The 15,619-nt window shown below is 69.9% G+C and carries 17 protein-coding genes and 3 tRNA genes; 8 read left to right on the top strand and 12 right to left on the bottom strand.

Annotated elements, in window-relative coordinates; genetic code table 11:
• Positions 1-175 precede the first annotated feature (175 nt).
• A complete protein-coding gene (locus tag ACIQ9P_RS04210; protein ID WP_402349345.1) occupies positions 176-1,144 on the bottom strand; it encodes a hypothetical protein in 969 nt (322 codons plus the stop codon).
• Between the two features lie 162 nt (positions 1,145-1,306).
• Between ACIQ9P_RS04210 and ACIQ9P_RS04215 the strand changes: the two genes are divergently transcribed.
• On the top strand, positions 1,307-1,501 hold the full coding sequence (locus tag ACIQ9P_RS04215) for a hypothetical protein (RefSeq protein WP_402349348.1): 195 nt from the start codon (positions 1,307-1,309) through the stop codon (positions 1,499-1,501).
• 264 nt (positions 1,502-1,765) lie between these two features.
• Here the strand turns inward: ACIQ9P_RS04215 and ACIQ9P_RS04220 are convergent, their stop codons facing one another.
• The 6 genes from ACIQ9P_RS04220 to ACIQ9P_RS04245 form a co-directional block, all read right to left on the bottom strand.
• Positions 1,766-2,104: a hypothetical protein gene (locus tag ACIQ9P_RS04220; RefSeq protein WP_402349351.1), complete on the bottom strand. Its 339-nt coding sequence runs from the start codon at positions 2,102-2,104 to the stop codon at positions 1,766-1,768.
• A 235-nt stretch (positions 2,105-2,339) separates the two neighbouring features.
• Positions 2,340-2,462: a hypothetical protein gene (locus ACIQ9P_RS04225; protein WP_402349354.1), complete on the bottom strand. Its 123-nt coding sequence runs from the start codon at positions 2,460-2,462 to the stop codon at positions 2,340-2,342.
• The gene (locus ACIQ9P_RS04230; RefSeq protein WP_402349357.1) at positions 2,459-2,701 is read right to left on the bottom strand and encodes a hypothetical protein; all 243 of its coding nucleotides are present in this window, start codon (positions 2,699-2,701) and stop codon (positions 2,459-2,461) included. The genes ACIQ9P_RS04225 and ACIQ9P_RS04230 overlap by 4 nt, the downstream gene beginning before the upstream one ends.
• A gap of 268 nt (positions 2,702-2,969) precedes the next feature.
• A complete protein-coding gene (locus tag ACIQ9P_RS04235) occupies positions 2,970-3,149 on the bottom strand; it encodes a hypothetical protein (RefSeq protein WP_402349360.1) in 180 nt (59 codons plus the stop codon).
• A gap of 57 nt (positions 3,150-3,206) precedes the next feature.
• A complete protein-coding gene (locus tag ACIQ9P_RS04240; protein WP_402349363.1) occupies positions 3,207-4,313 on the bottom strand; it encodes a ParB/RepB/Spo0J family partition protein in 1,107 nt (368 codons plus the stop codon).
• Positions 4,314-4,474: 161 nt separating this feature from the next.
• Entirely contained in the window at positions 4,475-4,681 is a 207-nt protein-coding gene (locus ACIQ9P_RS04245; protein ID WP_402349366.1) for a hypothetical protein, read from the bottom strand.
• A 292-nt stretch (positions 4,682-4,973) separates the two neighbouring features.
• Here ACIQ9P_RS04245 and ACIQ9P_RS04250 point away from each other — a divergent pair, with 292 nt between their 5' ends.
• Both ACIQ9P_RS04250 and ACIQ9P_RS04255 read left to right on the top strand, forming a co-directional pair.
• Positions 4,974-5,501, top strand: a complete 528-nt coding sequence (locus ACIQ9P_RS04250) for a hypothetical protein (RefSeq protein WP_402349369.1) — start codon at positions 4,974-4,976, stop codon at positions 5,499-5,501.
• Between the two features lie 45 nt (positions 5,502-5,546).
• Positions 5,547-6,338: a hypothetical protein gene (locus tag ACIQ9P_RS04255; protein WP_402349371.1), complete on the top strand. Its 792-nt coding sequence runs from the start codon at positions 5,547-5,549 to the stop codon at positions 6,336-6,338.
• On the opposite strand, the gene ACIQ9P_RS04260 is transcribed toward ACIQ9P_RS04255, so the two are convergent.
• Both ACIQ9P_RS04260 and ACIQ9P_RS04265 read right to left on the bottom strand, forming a co-directional pair.
• Positions 6,335-7,333, bottom strand: a complete 999-nt coding sequence (locus tag ACIQ9P_RS04260) for a recombinase family protein (protein WP_402349374.1) — start codon at positions 7,331-7,333, stop codon at positions 6,335-6,337. The two genes, ACIQ9P_RS04255 and ACIQ9P_RS04260, sit on opposite strands and share 4 nt — an antisense overlap.
• Before the next feature lie 75 nt (positions 7,334-7,408).
• Positions 7,409-7,666 carry a DNA-binding protein gene (locus ACIQ9P_RS04265; RefSeq protein WP_402349377.1) on the bottom strand — a complete coding sequence of 86 codons (258 nt, stop codon included), beginning with the start codon at positions 7,664-7,666 and terminating at the stop codon, positions 7,409-7,411.
• 767 nt (positions 7,667-8,433) lie between these two features.
• On the opposite strand from ACIQ9P_RS04265, the gene ACIQ9P_RS04270 reads away from it, so the two are divergent.
• Entirely contained in the window at positions 8,434-10,050 is a 1,617-nt protein-coding gene (locus tag ACIQ9P_RS04270) for a tyrosine-type recombinase/integrase (RefSeq protein WP_402349379.1), read from the top strand.
• A gap of 248 nt (positions 10,051-10,298) precedes the next feature.
• Here ACIQ9P_RS04270 and ACIQ9P_RS04275 read toward each other — a convergent pair.
• Positions 10,299-10,372 (bottom strand) — tRNA-Ile (locus tag ACIQ9P_RS04275).
• Between the two features lie 350 nt (positions 10,373-10,722).
• Here ACIQ9P_RS04275 and ACIQ9P_RS04280 point away from each other — a divergent pair.
• A complete protein-coding gene (locus tag ACIQ9P_RS04280) occupies positions 10,723-11,466 on the top strand; it encodes a trypsin-like serine peptidase (RefSeq protein WP_402349382.1) in 744 nt (247 codons plus the stop codon).
• A 162-nt stretch (positions 11,467-11,628) separates the two neighbouring features.
• On the opposite strand, the gene ACIQ9P_RS04285 is transcribed toward ACIQ9P_RS04280, so the two are convergent.
• Both ACIQ9P_RS04285 and ACIQ9P_RS04290 read right to left on the bottom strand, forming a co-directional pair.
• Positions 11,629-11,701, bottom strand: a tRNA-Asn gene (locus ACIQ9P_RS04285).
• A 59-nt stretch (positions 11,702-11,760) separates the two neighbouring features.
• A tRNA-Asn gene (locus ACIQ9P_RS04290) sits at positions 11,761-11,833 on the bottom strand.
• 246 nt (positions 11,834-12,079) lie between these two features.
• Between ACIQ9P_RS04290 and ACIQ9P_RS04295 the strand changes: the two genes are divergently transcribed.
• The 3 genes from ACIQ9P_RS04295 to ACIQ9P_RS04305 all read left to right on the top strand — a co-directional run bounded on the left by ACIQ9P_RS04295 (position 12,080) and on the right by ACIQ9P_RS04305 (position 15,590).
• Entirely contained in the window at positions 12,080-12,373 is a 294-nt protein-coding gene (locus ACIQ9P_RS04295; RefSeq protein WP_402349385.1) for a hypothetical protein, read from the top strand.
• 158 nt (positions 12,374-12,531) lie between these two features.
• On the top strand, positions 12,532-13,965 hold the full coding sequence (locus ACIQ9P_RS04300) for an FGGY family carbohydrate kinase (protein ID WP_402349388.1): 1,434 nt from the start codon (positions 12,532-12,534) through the stop codon (positions 13,963-13,965).
• Positions 13,966-14,183: 218 nt separating this feature from the next.
• Positions 14,184-15,590 (top strand): glutamate decarboxylase, encoded by a 1,407-nt coding sequence (locus ACIQ9P_RS04305; RefSeq protein ID WP_402349391.1) that lies wholly within the window; start codon positions 14,184-14,186, stop codon positions 15,588-15,590.
• Positions 15,591-15,619: the final 29 nt, after the last annotated feature.

Here is a 15,619-nt window from a genome sequence, read left to right on the forward strand (position 1 = left end):
CATGGTGGAGCTGGTGGAGGCGTCAGCCGCTGGGTCGGCCTCAGGGGGACGCCACTGCGGCAGGGCGGCCCGCGATGCAGGCTCGCTCAGCTGCGTCCGGTTCTGGTAGCGGTGAACGGAGTGATGTGCTCGGCCGTGATGACGCGAGCATCGGCATGGCCCAGGAGGAGTTCCCCTACTCTCTGTGGCGGTCCCGCTCGTCCTGGAGCGAAAGGACGCTCTCCATGGCGCTCAGGGGTACGACGTTGAACGGACCAGTCCCTCTCTGCGGACCGTGCAAGATCCCATGGAGCGCCCCAGTCTGTGGATGGACGACCGCTGCGCCGGACAACGACGCAAGCTCAGAGCGACCACCGGGCGGGTCTTCTAGGAAGATCGAATGCCACGGACCCGTTGCGATCGAGAGAACACCTTCATAGACGCGTAGAGCCGCCTTCGAAGCGGATTCGAGTTCAACGTACCCAACGATCTTCACCTGGCCGCCATCGCTCCGTTGGCATGACATCGGAGCGGAGCGGGCAGCTGCGTACAGGCGAAAGAGCCGGATGCCAGGGAAGCCAAATCGCACTGTGAGCCCCTCATCGATGCCCGGCGGGACACACACGCTTCCCCGGACACCCAGCTCCACGCCGTGATCGATCACTCGAACGTCATCAAGGTTGCTCACGGCTTCGATTGACGTCAGCACGGTGTCAGGCCGGATCAGCACCCCGCTACCGAGGAGATCGCTACCGACACCCCAGGTCGACGATTGGTATAGGGCCACGACCCCGTCCGGGAAGCCCGCGAAGGGGTCGCGCGGGCCCGATGGCAGCACCTTGGGCTCTTCCTGGGTCGCACGCCAAAGGCCGTTGAATTGGCTGACGACCTCCGCTTTGGACTCCGCACTGACCAGCCTGGTCTGCGAGAACGCTGCCAGCACCGACACGAGTGCCACCAGGTTTCGCCAACGCGGCTGCTGGTGCGTCCCGTTCAGGAGGTCACTGACACCCTCCCTGCTGAGGGTGCTGTCCAGGGAGTTGTCCGCACGGATGGCTGCACTGAGCTTCGTGAGCGATGGCTTGCCAGCCTCTTCGTAGAGCGCGTGGAGTGCCAGGAGTAAGTTCCGGCGTGGCCCTGGCGGCACCTGCTCGTCGTCCGGCATCCGTATACCTGCCATGCCACCTCGCCCGTCAGGTTTCGTCTGGTTCCGTCAAGCTACAGGCACGGGTGCGACTATTTCAGCAAGTTGGATCAGCTAGCGAACACCCCCTCCCGGGCTCGATGGACGCTTGGAACCGAAGCACTTAGGAGCCCTGGAGGTCGCGTGAGCGAGCGCACTGTCGTTGAACAGCAGTCGGAACACAAAGGGAGGCGGGGCGATCGCGTGGTGGATCTGGTTGCGATGCTGGCCCTGCTCGTGGTCGCGGCTGTCATCTACATCGTGGCCGGCCCTGCGGGATTTTCGGCTGTAGCAAGCGCAGGGGGAGGCTTCTTCGTTGCCTGGCAAGGGCGGCGCTGAGGCCGCAGAGTTCGGCCGGTCAGATAGGTCACGGCGCCAGCCGACCCATCAGGTGCTGCGACGGTCGCGACCGACCAGGCCCGCCCCCTGATCGACCAAGGCATCAGCCCATTGAGGGAGATCGAGGGTGGCATCGCCGCAGTACAGCTCCAACGCTGCGGCACCCTCGGCCGCCGCCAGGAGAAGGCTGTGGCGCACTGCACCGTGGTGCCCGGCCTGGATGAGGCGCCGGGCACCACTGAACTCGTCCGGTCGGAGCGCCACTTACTCGCCGCGGTCGTCGGCGCGGGCCTGCTCGGGGGTGATTTCGCCGAGGCAGAGGCGGCGGACGATCCCGGCACGGTCGAGCAGGGGGCTGTGCCCGGCCTGCAGGAGATCAGCCGCAGTCTTGAGTCGGGCTTCCGCGTCCTCGGTTCGCTCCCAGAGCTGGTCGAGGTCGGGGTCGGTGATGGTGCTGGCGGTAACCCTGTGCACACCGACGATGCCACCGTGGCGGAGGAGTTGGCCCGGCTCGTGCGGGGCGCGGTCCGTACTCGCCCGGTGGTTCTCGGCCAGGCCGACGTGGTCCGGGGGGTTGGGGTTCTCCGGCCGGTTGTGGGTCATTTCGGGCTCCGTTCCGCAGGGTCGAGTAGACGGTATCCGGTCCTGCGTGGACGTCCGTCGGCCGTGGTGGCGGTCGGGTGGAGGGAGTTCAGGAGGACGCTGCGGGGGCGGGTCGGGCCCGGGCCGAGGGTTTCGACGTCGGCCCGGTTGCCGGTGACGGACACGATGCGGATCCGTCGCTGTTCGTCGCGCGGGTTGCATGCCTCGTACTCCTGGTCTCGGCTCACGTGGGTGCTCACCGGTTGTTGCACCGGCAGAGGCTGGAGACCGGGTCGCACCAGGAGTCGCAGGACTTGCACCAGATGGCGCCCGGCTTGGGCGGTGTGCGTCCGGGCTCTGCGGTGTTGGTGGTGGTCACTGCTGTGTCGTCCTTCGCCGGTGCGAGTCGAGGGCCAGGATGAGCTGGGCGCGGTGGTGGGCGGCGGCCGGGTCGGGCCAGCGGATGCTGTGCCGGCGAGCGCGGGGCTTGGCCGGGGCGGCAGGTCCGGGCTGGTTCTGTTCCGCTTGGAGTGCGGACAGGGGGCCGTATCTCTCCTGCATGAGCCGGGCATACGCCTCGGGGTCGGCCGCGTCGTGGGTGGTGTAGGTGTGGTGCACGGGGTTCCTTGGGTGTGCGCAGGCCCGCCTTCCCGACACGGAACGGAGGGGAGGGCGGGCCTTGGTCGTGACGTGCTGGCTGGCGCCTCTCGTGGCCTGCTCATTGGGAGCGGGCCCGGTCCTGGCAGGTGGGGCGCGGGGGGAGGAGCCGCCTGCCAGGGCCGTCGGAGGTGTGTCACGGCGCATGTTGTCGGGGGTGGTTCCGGGTGGGGGCTGGTTCCCCCCTCAACAACATGGCGACCGTATCATCAATGTGCGCCCATGCAAGTCATGGGCTTGGGATGGGCCAACCGGAGGGGTTCAGCTCCTCGGCAGTGCAGCCATCGAACGGCACGGTCCCGAAGTCGTCGACATCGGAGCCACTGCTCACCAGGTCGAACAGCGCATCCTGCTCGTCTTGGTCGTACCAGCAGGCGGAGGACATCTGGAGCCAGTCGGGCCGGGGCATGGGTCTCCTTGGAGGGTGGCCCGCAGCCCCTTCCGGGGCCGCGGCGGGTCGTCCAGGTCAGGCCGCGACGGGCACCGAGGTCTCGTCTGCGGCGGCGTCCTCATTGTGCCGCTCCTCGCCGCCGTCGCCCGGGGCGTTCTCGGTGATGACCTCGGCGAGCAGCGTGGCGAACTCGGCGTCGAGGTCGACGGTCTGCACCTCGGCGTCCTCGGTGCCGGACTCAACCTGCTTGGGGGCCTCGGCCGCGCTGGAGGCGACGATCCGGCGGGCGTCGGCACACGCCTTGGCCTGCCTGATGGCGAACTTGGCATCCTGGAGGCTCTTGGCGGTGCGCTCCAACTGCTCCAGACGGGCGCCGATCTGGCCTTCGAGAGCAGAGGCCAGGTCCTCCAGGGGGGTCTTGGCCAGCTCCTCCAGCAGGCTGCGGACCCTCTCGATCTGGTCCAGCTTGTTGCGGGTGCGGATCTGCGCCGCCCTGCGCTCGGTCTTCTCGTCCTCGGTCAGCTCCTCGACGTCGAAGAATCCGGGCTGACGCTCCTGCTCGCGCACCTGGTGGGCGAAGTGCAGCAGGGAGTTCTCGTCCATCGCCTTGCCGTCGTCGCCGCCCTTGGCCCACTTCTTGATGACGGCCTGCTGGTTCTCGGGCTTGAGTTCGGAGATCCGGTGCGCTGCGGCGAGGCCGATGTGACCGTGCGTGAGGTGGTGCTGGGCTTCGGGGACCAGGTCGAGCAGCTGGATGCGGATCTTGACGTGGCGGACCGTCTTGCCGTAGGCGTTCGCGACATCCGCCTCGGTGAGCGGACTTCCGTCCTCGGCCGTGTCCTCTTCGAGGATTCGCCGGTAGCCGCGCCCCTCCTCCAGTGGGGTCATGTCGCACCTGCCGAGGTTCTCACCCATGGCTCGGCGGAACGCCTTGATGTCGGAGGGGACGTCGACGATCTCGGCCTTGATGGTGGTGTTGCCGGCTTCCTTGTTGGCACGGTAGCGGCGCTCTCCCATGACGATCTCGTAGCCGCCCTCCGGGCGTCGGCGGACCTCGATCGGGGTCATAACTCCGAACTCCTTGACGGAGGCGGTGAGCTCGGCCATCTTCTCGGCGTCGAAGTATTCGCGGGGCTGCTGCGGGTTGGGGTGAATGTTGATCATCTTGAGTGCCTTGGCCATGACGTGAACTCCTATCGGTCGATGGGGGCGTCTCCCCCTTCCTCGTAGTTGTATCTTATACTCACTCAGCCCATGGGTGCAACAGTTCCACGAATCAAGATCGAGAAATACCGGCAGTCATCTGCCGATCCAGAAAGGGCCCTTGAGGAGCAGAGCCTTGATCACGAAAGCGCGGTCGAACCCGGGGCATCCCCGCCGCGCCCGACCGAGGAACTTTCCGCCACCCCGCCGGATTCACCTGCACCGAGAATCATGATCACGTCGAGGGCGCTGCGACCGGACAGGGGATTGCCGCCATTCGGCTCGGATTCCACCCCGGCGCGATGGAGCTCCGCGAGCACGCGCCGCACCCCTGCGCTGTCGATCACCGGAAGAACCCCCTGTGCGAGCGCAGGCGGCTGGCATCCAGCCCACGCGAACTCGCCTCCGGCAAGGTCCACCGCAGGCCACAACGCCGCCGAGCCTGTTGGATGGCTGGCGGCTTGGCATAGCTTGCATGCCGATCAACAGGCTGTCAAAAAGCCGAGTGGCAATTCACCGGCTCATCGTTCGACTACGATGCCTGTTGCCGATCGAGAACAGCTCCCGGACTTCCATGTCCCGGCGGCTTTCTTGATCGCGAACAAAAATGACCTTGATCCTTAATCTATGGGGGGTTCCATGGCCTTGCCCAGCTCGACGTCCGACCCGCCATGGAGCCTCTCCTACAAGCTCAGGTTCCTTCAAGCCCGCCTCACGGGCAAAGAGGATCCCCCCCTCAGTACGCGTGATCTTGCCGACCGGTCCTCGGGTGAAGACGGCAAGCCGCTGATCGCCCACACGGTGATTCACGCCACGCTCACCGGAGCAAAGACCAATCCGCCCTTAACTACCGTTCTGGGGCTGTCTGCTTCCTTCGGATGCCCGCCGGCATTCCTGCTCCCCGGGTACGATGACCTGGCCTCGCTGGAGGTCTACGACCAGTACGAGCAGGCCCGCGAGGCGCTGCGCCTGGTCGCCGAACTCGGCGAGGCCGGAGCCGAAGGGCTCCTTCAAGCCGCGCAGGGCATGCGCGCGGCACGGGGACTCGACCCCACTGAGGGCTCTCTCACACCAGCTCGTGACACCGCAACGCCGCGGCGTCGACGCCTGTCGCGCTCCGAAGCCGCCAAGGCCAGCCGCCAGGAGATCCACGGGCTCTTCAGCTAGGTGTCGCCGCAGCCTGTGGCGTCATGAACCGAAATGAGTACAACCGTGGACATTGACGTAGTGCTGCTGATCACCGCCCTGGGGGTGGCTTTCACCACCGCCGTCGTGGTGACCCCCGCGGCATGGCGGAGCATGCGTTCCGACGACAACATCCACACCTTGAACCGCTGGGCGCGCACCGCGGCGGCCTCGCTGAGCGCGATCGCGATCGCCCTGTCGATCACCTCCCTCGGCCCGTGGGTCGAGACCACGACCGGCGTCGGCGGCCTGGCCATGCTGCTGTCCCACCTCTGCGGGATCGGCTGCTGCGTCAGCCTCCGCGTCCCCCTGGTCGCCTGGACCTACCCGCGCGCCGGGTGGGCGGCGGCGCTGCGGCTGCGCTTCGCCGCCGGCGCGGCCGTGGCCGTTGCGGCGAGCGCGGTCTTCTTCGCCGCCAACCAGTCCGGCGTGGAGTTCGTCAACGCGAACGCCGGCGACCCCGGGGTGGCCGCCTACCTGCTGATCGTCGACGCCTACTGGGCGGTGGTCGGTGCGCGCATCGCCCGGGACTGTGTGCCGCTGGCCGTCGAGAACTTCCGGGCCGGGCACCGGGCGATCGCCGCCGGCCAGAGCTTCATGGCCCTCGGCGGTATCGCCTCCATGCTGTGGGGCGGCACCGAGGGCCTGTTCGTGGCCGTCACCCAGATCACGGGCGAGGCATGGGACCTCGCCTTGCAGGACACGGCGAGCAGCGCCTGCGCGGGTCTGTTCTCGATCGGCCTGTTCGGCGGCACGGCGATCAGCTCGAAGCTCGCCGGTTCGTCGCGCCGCCGGAACCGGGAGAAGGTGTCGGGTTAGGCAGCGCGCAGCGGGGGCGGCGGCGGCTGGTTGCGCCACCACAGCGTCACCCGGCCCGGCTTGATCGAGCGTGTGCCGCGGCCAGCCGGATGAATGTCGACACGGTGGAGCATGAGCAGCGCCAGCCCGGCCTTCGACTCGGTCGGCGCGATGTTCCACCAGTCGACCAGTTCTTCGACGGTGCCAAGGACCGGGGTGTCCGCAGCCTTCTGGAGCCTGCGGACAGCCTTCTTCAGCAGCTTGATCTCCCGTTGGGCTTCGGTCTTCGCCAGCGCGGCGCTCTTGGCAGTGACCTCCCGCCGAAGGACCATCCCGGCGAGTTCGTCGACGCCTTCGCGCCGCGTCTTCAGCTTCTCCTCGTACTCGGCGAGCAGCCGCCCGGCTTCGTCACGGGCCTCTTCGAGCGCCTTCATGCTGCCGGGCAGCAGAAGCCGGGCCACGATGTGCGTTCCCATGAAGTCTTCGAGGAGCGGCGCGGAGATACGCACCCGCCCGCAGGTGCCGGGCCGGTCGACACGCGGCCCGTCCGGGCAGGTGTAGCCGGGGTATCCGGCATTCGTCCGCAGGCCCTGGAGGCTGGCGCCGCACAGGCCGCAAACGACCAGGTCCGTGGACCCGAAGAGGTAGTCGTAGTCGGGCACCGGCTCGGCAGGCGTGCCGTCGTCATTCCTCTTCGCCTCGGCTTCGTCCTGGGCTTGAAGCTGGGCGAACTGGACAGGGGTGATCATGCCGGGGTGGCCCGCGTCGACCAGCCCGCCGGAGGGGTCGGTCCTGAGCCCGGCGATCGCCGGGTTGCGCAGCAGGCGGGCGACGATGCTGCTGGTGAACTGTCCCCCGAGTGTCCCGACGAAGCCGTGTTCACGCAGGTAGGCAGCACAGAGCGCACGGGGGGCACCCCCGATGCGCTGGTCCACGATCTCTCGCACGGCCTGCGCCTCGCTCTCAAGCAGGGTCTGCTTGGAAGCGTCCGCGAAGCCGAAGACTCTCGGTGCCACGTCTACCTACCTATCGTGCCGCCGTGGGCCACGTGGGTGGAGATACTTCGAAGAGTCTCCATCACGTGGCGCGGCTCACGGTTCCATGACGAGGCCGTCGATCTGGAGGAGCCGCCACAAGGAGGCGGTGAGCACGCGGCGCGAGCCCCCCACCACGATGGTGTCCAGGGGGAACACGCCGTCCCGGATCGCCTCATACGCCTTGTTCTGGCCCAACCCGAGCGCGCGGGCCGCGGTCACCACGTTGATGGTGACCGGCAGACTCCGGACCTCCTGCAGCGTCATGCCGCGCTCGGTCTTCGCCGCGGCCTCTTCGGCCTTGTCGATCTTCATGTGTGTCGTCGCGTTTCTCCCCCGCGCCAACTCGGGTCAGCCTACCCCGTTCCGTAACACGAGAGAAAGGCGACGACAGACAGTTAAGAACGGCGACATTTCGTGGACGTCCGACAGCTTTCGACAGGAGATCTGCCGACAGCCCACGGCAGCAACTCCCTTGCCCCGCAAGCCGTTCACGTGCAGAAACACGGGGGAATCGAACACATATTCGGGTAAGATGAGTGCCAATTGAACCCGAACAGAGACAGCAAGCGGGCAAAAGGGGAGGCGCTGATGCGTGCGAGAAGAGGTGCGGACTCCACTCGCGCCGCACAGGTGGCGAAAAGGGCCGCCGGCGGCAGCTCCAGCCGGAGCATCCGCCCTGGCGGCCCTCGCGACGCAGCCGCTCTACTCCTCGGCCCTGAGTGCAGGGACCCCGAGGACTTCATGAAGGGCAAGGGTTGGCACCCGCGTCGCCGACCCGAGCCTGAGGGTCCTCACGGGAAAGGAGTCTTCGCGGATCAAGTCGTGAGCGGTGTTCCGGCTGATGCCCAGGGCTCGGGCGGCCGTCTCCACGTTGACGGTCACCGGCAGGGCCAGCAGCTCATCCAGGGTCATCCCACGACCCCGGGGCCCGCCGGCGTTCTTTGTTGCATTCGTCACAGTCGCCCGCGTTCTCCCCCGCGCACAACGGTAGGGAGCATACCAACGGACCAGTGCGGGCGAAGCGCCGCCGGTGCCACACAGTGCACACCAGTGCACAGCAATCGCCACGAGGAGGGCGAATGTTCGAAAACAAGACCTACAAGCGGTGCGGGTGCAAGGGCCCGCTCGTACACAAGCGAGGCCCTCTGAAGGGGCAGCCGAAGCTGGGCGCCGACGGTGTTCAGCTCATCGGCCCGCTCGACAAGTCCTGCCCGCAGCTCAGCAAGAGGGACCACGGCTCCTGGTACTACAGCATCGAGCTGGACACCAAGGTCGAGGGCAAGCGGCAGACCGCCGTCAAGGGAGGCTTCAAGACCCAGAAGGCTGCCGCGAAGAAGGCCCGCGAGAAGTACGAGCTGTCCCGCGCCGGCATCAGGGTCCTCTCCAAGGAGACCCTCGGGCACTACATGACCGAGTGGCTGGAGACCAAGAAGGAACTCGCCACCACCACCATCCCGGGCTACGAGCGGCACATCCGCCTCTACATCGGCCGGTACATCGGGCACGTCCCGCTAGTCGAGGTGGACGCCGACCACATCCGGGCGATGTTCGCGGCCATCGACGCCGAGAACGAGACCCGGGACGCCCACCGGGCCCAGGTCGACGCCCTGGGGGAGCAAGCGGCGTTCTGGGGCCAGGTGTGGAAGGAGGAGAAGCCCGGACCCGATCGGGCGAAGGCCCGCGCGGCGTGGACCGAGGCACGGGCCGCACACAAGGCGGCCAGCAAGCAGCTGAAGCGGCCCACCGACACGCCGACCCAGCACCGGATCAAGGCCACGCTGTCCTCCGCCCTGGCGGACGCCGTCATGGCCCAGAAGATCGTCCGGAACTGGACCGACCTGGTCCGGCTCGCCCCGTACAAGCGCCCCAAGGCCCTGGTGTGGACTGCGGTCCGGATCGCCGAGTACCGGCGCACCGGGAAGAAGCCGTCCCCGGTCATGGTGTGGACGCCCCGCCAGACCGGGGAGTTCCTCGACGCAGTGGTCGAGGATCGTCTCTACGCCCTGTGGCACCTCCTCGCTCTGCGCGGCCTTCGCCGCGGTGAGGCGTGCGCCCTGCGGTGGTCGGACATCGACTTCGAGGCCCGCACGATCGAGATCAGCAAGCAGCTCGTCGCCATCGCGAGCCAGACCTTCGAGGAACCCCCTAAGGCCGACAGCGAGCGGACGATCACCATCGACCGCGAGACGATCGCCCTCGTCCTGGCCCTGAAGGACCGCCAGGACGCGGAGAAGGAGGCGTGGAACAGCGCCCACAAGGAGAAGGTGTGGAAGGACACCAACGCGGTCTTCACGCAGGAGAACGGGGAGCAGTACCACCCCGACCACTTCACCTACCGGTTCGAGAAGCTGATCGAGAAGTACGGTCTGCTGCCGATCCGTCTGCACGACCTGCGGCACGGGACGGCGGGCCTCGCCAACGCCGCCGGGCTGTCGATGAAAGACATCTCCGCGCTGCTGGGCCACTCCGGCATCCAGATCACGGCCGACACGTACACGAGCACGTTCGAGGAGTTCCAGCACGTCCACGCCGAGGCGACTCTCTCCGTGGTGCCCCGGGCCAGCCGGATCACCGAGCCGTCGCCGGCACCGGATCCCGGTCAGGTCGCCAGCCCCGTCAAGGCACCGGCACCGGACACGACGCGCCGGGAGCGGGCCGCGAAGCGGAAGCGGGTTCGGGTCGTCGTACCCGCGTAGGGACCCGGTCGACGACGTGTGGGCGTGGGGCCCGCACGTCACTGCACGGAGATGGAGCCGATCGGCTCAAGCGGTTCCCATGGGAGGCCCAAAACCCGCGCCGTTCCCATGGCGTTCCCATCCGGGTGAATTTTGGCGTGGCAGCGCGATCCTGGCACGCCCGGTGCCCTAGAGTTCCGAACGGAACCTGAGGACGTTTGCGCAGGTCACAGGGGACGTGTGTGAAGAGCAGTCACGTCGGCCGAGTGTGGGGCGGGTGGGACTCGAACCCACGACCAAGGGATTATGAGTCCCCTGCTCTAACCGGCTGAGCTACCGCCCCGGTTCGCAGCGCGCGACGGCAGGCCGGTCGCGGCAGCAGCAGACGGCCCCGAAAGGCCGTCCCGGGCAGCATAGCCGGTCGATCACCCGTGGTGCGCGCCGGGGGCGCACACGGGTGCGCACCGGGAGCGGACGGCCCCGGCGGGCCGCCGACGGACCGTCGGCGGGCCGGTGCCCGGTCCGCGGCGGGCGCTCCGGCGGGGCCGGGTGACGGGGGGTCGGAAGTCGGACGCCGGGGACCGGGAGTCGGACGACGGCAGTGGCGCGGCCGGGCCCGGCCTGATAGATCTTGCTCTCGAACGGCGGACGCGTGACCGGCGGCGACCGCCCCGAGGACCAGACGGAGCACCGATGCCCTCCCGCCCGGTCCGGCCCGCGCGCGCGGCCCGGACGCTCGCCGTGGCGGCCGTGCTGCTGGCCGCCGCGATCGCCTGCGGCGGCGAGGACGGCCGGACGGCCTCGGTCGCGCCGCAGAACCCCGCCTGGGACCGGATCGGCACCCTGTCCGTGCACACCCCGGAAGGCCCCAGGGCGTGCACGGCGAGCGTGGTGAGGAGCCCGGGGCGCAATCTGCTGGTCACCGCCGCGCACTGTGTGCAGAGCCGCCGGATCGGCCTGCTGGACGGCCTGGTGTTCACCCCCGGCTACCGCAACGGGTACTCGCCCTACGGAAGTTGGCCGGTGGAGTCGGTCACCGTCGATCCGCACTGGGAGACCGACGACGATCCCGAGTACGACGTGGCGTTCGTCACCGTGCGCCCGGTGGACGGCCGGCAGGTCGAGGACGCCGTCGGCGGCAACCCGCTCGGCACCGAGCAGGGCTTCGGACTGGCGGTCTCGGTCACCGGCTACCCGAACGAGCGGGACGAGCCGATCACCTGCTCGGGCCTGACCTCCTCGCAGAGCCCGACCCAGGAGCGGTTCGACTGCGGCGGCTACACCGACGGCACCAGCGGCAGCCCGTGGCTGACCACCAACGGCCGGGTGATCGGGGTGATCGGCGGCTACCAGGAGGGCGGCTCGACGCCGGGGACCTCGTACAGCGTCACCTTCGACGAGCGGGTCGCCGAGCTGTACCAGCAGGCCCTCGCCTGAGCCCGGGCGCCGACCCACCGACCGGGCGGACCCGGACCCGGCGGACGACCCGGACGGCCCGCCTCGGCCCCGAAGGATCCGGACGAACCCGGACAACACGAAGGCCCCCCGGTCTACCGAGGGGCCTTCGCTCTGAGCAGTCACCGGGCGGACCCGGCGCAGCTCCCGCAATTGGACTCGAACCAATAACCTGCCGATTAACAGTCGGCTGCTCTGCCAATTGAGCTATGCGGGATCGCGGTACACCACAGGCGTACCACGTACGGGTGATGGGCCCGGAGGCCACCACCTCGGCTCCCCCAATTGGACTCGAACCAATAACCTGCCGATTAACAGTCGGCTGCTCTGCCAATTGAGCTATGGGGGATCGAGCTTCCGCTCCGGCCCCCGGTCTCCCGGGCTCCTCGGCGCTCGCTGCGGGACATACATTAGCGCACTCGGGGGGGTGGTCCGCCAATCGCTTTCCCCGGCCGTCACCGGGCGGCCCCGCCGGGCGCGCTCCCCGCGCGCACGGGGCCCCGTCCGTGGATGCTGGGGTCACCGACGGTTCACCGTCCCGACAGACGGGTAGGGCAACGCGGCAATGGCCGCCAGGAGAGGGTGGAATCCGACCATGTGGAAGCTGTCGTTCGGCGTCGGACTCGCAGCGGGCTACGTGCTGGGCACGCGGGCGGGGCGCCAGCGGTACGAGCAGATCGCCAGGGTCACCCGGCAGGTCGCCCAGAACCCCAAGGTCCAGGGCGCGACGGACAAGGCCCGCCAGCAGGCCGGCGCGGTCGCCGGGAAGGCCGCCGGGGCCGTGGCCGACAAGGTCGGCGACCGGCTGCCCAACGCCGTCACCGACCGGGTGCCGTACTTCAACCGGCCGAAGCCCGAGGACGACGCCTGGGGCACCTTCCGCCCCTGACCGTCGTACCCCGGCGGGTCCGGCGGCCGGGCGGCACCCCGGTGGCGCCCGGCCGGACGAGGGCGCCCGCGCGCGGCGCCGGACGGACGCGGTGCCGGACGGGCAGAACTTGCCCGGCCGGGCCGCGTCCGGGCGTCCGCTGAGGCATGATCTCGACTATGGCCATCGTCGCGGGGATAGACAGCTCCACCGGTCGCACCAGGATCGTCGCGTGCGACTCCGCAACCGGCGCCGTCCTGCGTTCCGGCAAGGCCGAGCACCCCGCGCCGGAGGACCAGGACACCCGGACCGGCGAGACCGATCCGCAGCTCTGGCTGCACTCCCTCGGCGACGCCGCGGCCGGCGGCCTGCTGGAGGGCGTCCGGGCGATCGGCGTCAGCGCCCAGCAGCACGGCATGATCGGCCTGGACGCCGGCGGCGTCCTGGTCCGGCCGGCGATCCTGTGGCACGACCCGCGCGCCGGCGGCGCCGCCGCGGCCCTGGTGGACGAGCTGGGCGGCCCCGCCGCCTGGACGGCGGCGATCGGCGCCGTCCCCGGCCCCACCTACACCGTCGCCAAGCTCCGCTGGCTCGCCGAGTTCGAACCGGCCAACGCCCGGCGGGTCGCCGAGGTGCTGCTCCCGCACGACTGGCTGGTGTGGCAGCTGCTCGGCCACCCCAGGCGCCGCACCACCGACCGGGGCGACGCCTCCGGCACCGGCTACTGGTCCCCGATCACCGCCGAGTACCGCCAGGACCTGGTCGAACTGGCCCTGGGGCACCAGTTGAGGCTGCCCGACGTGCTCGACCCAGCCGAACCCGCCGGCCACACCCCCGAGGGCCTGCTGATCTCGGCCGGCACCGGGGACAACATGGCCGCCGCGCTCGGCCTCGGCCTCGGCCCCGGGGACGCGGTGGTCTCGCTCGGCAGCTCCGGGACGATCTTCGCGGTGCACGAGCGGGCCGTGGTGGACGCCACCGGGCTGGTCTCCTCCTTCGCCGACGCCACCGGCCGCCATCTGCCGATGGTCGCCACCCTCAACGCCGCCCAGGTGCTGCGCTCCACCGCCACCCTGCTCGGCCGCGACCTGGAGGGCCTCAGCGACCTCGCGATGCAGTCCTCCCCCGGCGCCTACGGGGTGGTGCTGCTGCCCTACCTGGACGGCGAGCGGACGCCCGCGCTGCCGCACGCGGCCGGCACCCTGACCGGCCTGCGGGCCGAGTCGATGACCCCTCAGCACCTGGCCCGGGCCGCCGTCGAGGGCATGCTCTGCAACAGCGCGGACGCCCTGGACGTGCTGCGCGCCCGCGGCGTCGAGGTGAAGCGGGTCTTCCTGCTCGGCGCCGCCGGCCGGCTGGCGGCGGTGCGGCACATCGCGCCGCAGCTGTTCGGCGTCCCGGTGGTCGTCCCGCCCCCGGGCGCGCACGCGGCACGGGGCGCGGCCCGGCAGGCGGCCTGGGCGCTGGCCGGGACGCCCGAGCCGCCGCGCTGGGAGCTGCCGGGCGCCGTCACCGTCGCCCCGGACGCCGAGCACGACCCGGCGGTCGGCTCGGCGGTCCGTCAGCAGTACCGGGCCGCCCGCGAGCAGATCCACCCGGAGACGGCCGACTGAGCCCGCCGGGGCGGGTGCCCCCGGCCGCCCCGCGGCGGGCCCGACAGCGGGCGTGGGACGGCGCTGGACGGCGCGTGAGCGCCCCGGGCGGCGCGGGACGTCCGGTGGGGGCGTGAGCGGTCCTGGCGGGCGCCGCGCCGCAGCGGATGCGTCCCCCGGTGACCGGTGGCAGCGTGGAAGACGACCCCGGCCACCGACGGAAGGGCGGCGGATTCGCCATGGCACTGCACAAGGGCGCCGGTGACGACCGCCGGCTGACCGTCGGCCCGTTCGTCGGCACCGCCGCCGACCCGCTCGGCGGGATGGCGCTGTCGCCCCCGCTGCACCGGCTCTCCGACGGCCCCGTCCCGGCCGACACGGCGTACCAGCTGATCCACGACGAGCTGCTGCTGGACGGCAACGCGCGGCTCAACCTGGCGACCTTCGTCACCACCTCGATGGACATCCAGGCCACCCGGCTGATGACCGAGTGCCTCGACAAGAACATGATCGACAAGGACGAGTACCCGCAGACCGCCGAACTGGAACGGCGCTGTGTGTCGATCCTCGCCCACCTGTGGCACGCACCGGACCCGGACGCCGCCGTCGGCTGCTCGACCACCGGCTCCAGCGAGGCATGCATGCTGGCCGGACTCGCGCTCAAACGCCGCTGGATGACCCGCAACGCCGATCGCTACGCCGCCGGCGCCCGGCCCAACCTGGTGATGGGCGTCAACGTGCAGGTCTGCTGGGAGAAGTTCTGCACCTTCTGGGAGGTCGAGGCCCGCACCGCGCCGATGGACGGCGAGCGCTTCCACCTCGGCCCCGAGCAGGCGGTCGAACTCTGCGACGAGAACACCATCGGCGTGGTCGCCGTGCTCGGCTCGACCTTCGACGGCTCCTACGAGCCGGTGGCAGCGATCTGCGCCGCGCTCGACGACCTCCAGCGACGTACCGGCCTGGACGTGCCCGTGCACGTGGACGGCGCCTCCGGCGGCATGGTCGCGCCGTTCCTGGACGAGGACCTCGCCTGGGACTTCCGGCTCCCCCGGGTCGCCTCCATCAACACCTCCGGCCACAAGTACGGGCTGGTCTACCCGGGCGTCGGCTGGGCGCTCTGGCGGGACCACGAGGCGCTGCCGGAGGAACTGGTGTTCAGGGTCAACTACCTGGGCGGCGAGATGCCGACCTTCGCGCTGAACTTCTCCCGGCCCGGCGCCGAGGTGGTCGCGCAGTACTACACCTTCCTGCGGCTGGGCCGGGCCGGGTTCCGGGCCGTGCAGGGCGTCTGCCGGGAGGTGGCCGGCTATCTGGCCGGCGGGATCGAGGGCCTCGGCGGCTTCCGGCTGATCACCCGGGGCGACGAACTGCCGGTGTTCGCGTTCACCACCACGGACGAGGTGCCGTTCGACGTGTTCGACGTGTCGCGACGGCTGCGGGAGCGGGGCTGGCAGGTGCCCGCGTACACCTTCCCGGCGAACCGGGAGGACCTGGCGGTCCTGCGGGTGGTCTGCCGCAACGGCTTCTCCCGCGACCTCGCCGACCTGCTGCTCACGGACCTGGAACGGCTGCTGCCGGAACTGCGCAGCCAGCCGGTCCCGCTCAAGGAGCTCGGCGTGCCGGTCCGGACGGCCTTCCACCACTGAGTTCCCGCGCGCGAGTGCCCGGCGGGGCG

The organism is Kitasatospora sp. NPDC094019, assembly GCF_044764505.1.
Lineage (GTDB): Bacteria > Actinomycetota > Actinomycetes > Streptomycetales > Streptomycetaceae > Kitasatospora.

Excerpts from the sequence above, each read along its gene's own strand:
- ACIQ9P_RS04265 (WP_402349377.1), bottom strand. The coding sequence starts at position 7,666 with ATGAAGATCGACAAGGCCGAAGAGGCCGCGGCGAAGACCGAGCGCGGC.
- ACIQ9P_RS04300 (WP_402349388.1), top strand. The coding sequence starts at position 12,532 with ATGGCCATCGTCGCGGGGATAGACAGCTCCACCGGTCGCACCAGGATC.
- ACIQ9P_RS04305 (WP_402349391.1), top strand. The coding sequence starts at position 14,184 with ATGGCACTGCACAAGGGCGCCGGTGACGACCGCCGGCTGACCGTCGGC.
- ACIQ9P_RS04210 (WP_402349345.1), bottom strand. The coding sequence starts at position 1,144 with ATGCCGGACGACGAGCAGGTGCCGCCAGGGCCACGCCGGAACTTACTC.
- ACIQ9P_RS04220 (WP_402349351.1), bottom strand. The coding sequence starts at position 2,104 with ATGACCCACAACCGGCCGGAGAACCCCAACCCCCCGGACCACGTCGGC.
- ACIQ9P_RS04270 (WP_402349379.1), top strand. The coding sequence starts at position 8,434 with ATGTTCGAAAACAAGACCTACAAGCGGTGCGGGTGCAAGGGCCCGCTC.
- ACIQ9P_RS04240 (WP_402349363.1), bottom strand. The coding sequence starts at position 4,313 with ATGGCCAAGGCACTCAAGATGATCAACATTCACCCCAACCCGCAGCAG.
- ACIQ9P_RS04295 (WP_402349385.1), top strand. The coding sequence starts at position 12,080 with ATGTGGAAGCTGTCGTTCGGCGTCGGACTCGCAGCGGGCTACGTGCTG.
- ACIQ9P_RS04235 (WP_402349360.1), bottom strand. The coding sequence starts at position 3,149 with ATGCCCCGGCCCGACTGGCTCCAGATGTCCTCCGCCTGCTGGTACGAC.
- ACIQ9P_RS04280 (WP_402349382.1), top strand. The coding sequence starts at position 10,723 with ATGCCCTCCCGCCCGGTCCGGCCCGCGCGCGCGGCCCGGACGCTCGCC.
- ACIQ9P_RS04250 (WP_402349369.1), top strand. The coding sequence starts at position 4,974 with ATGGCCTTGCCCAGCTCGACGTCCGACCCGCCATGGAGCCTCTCCTAC.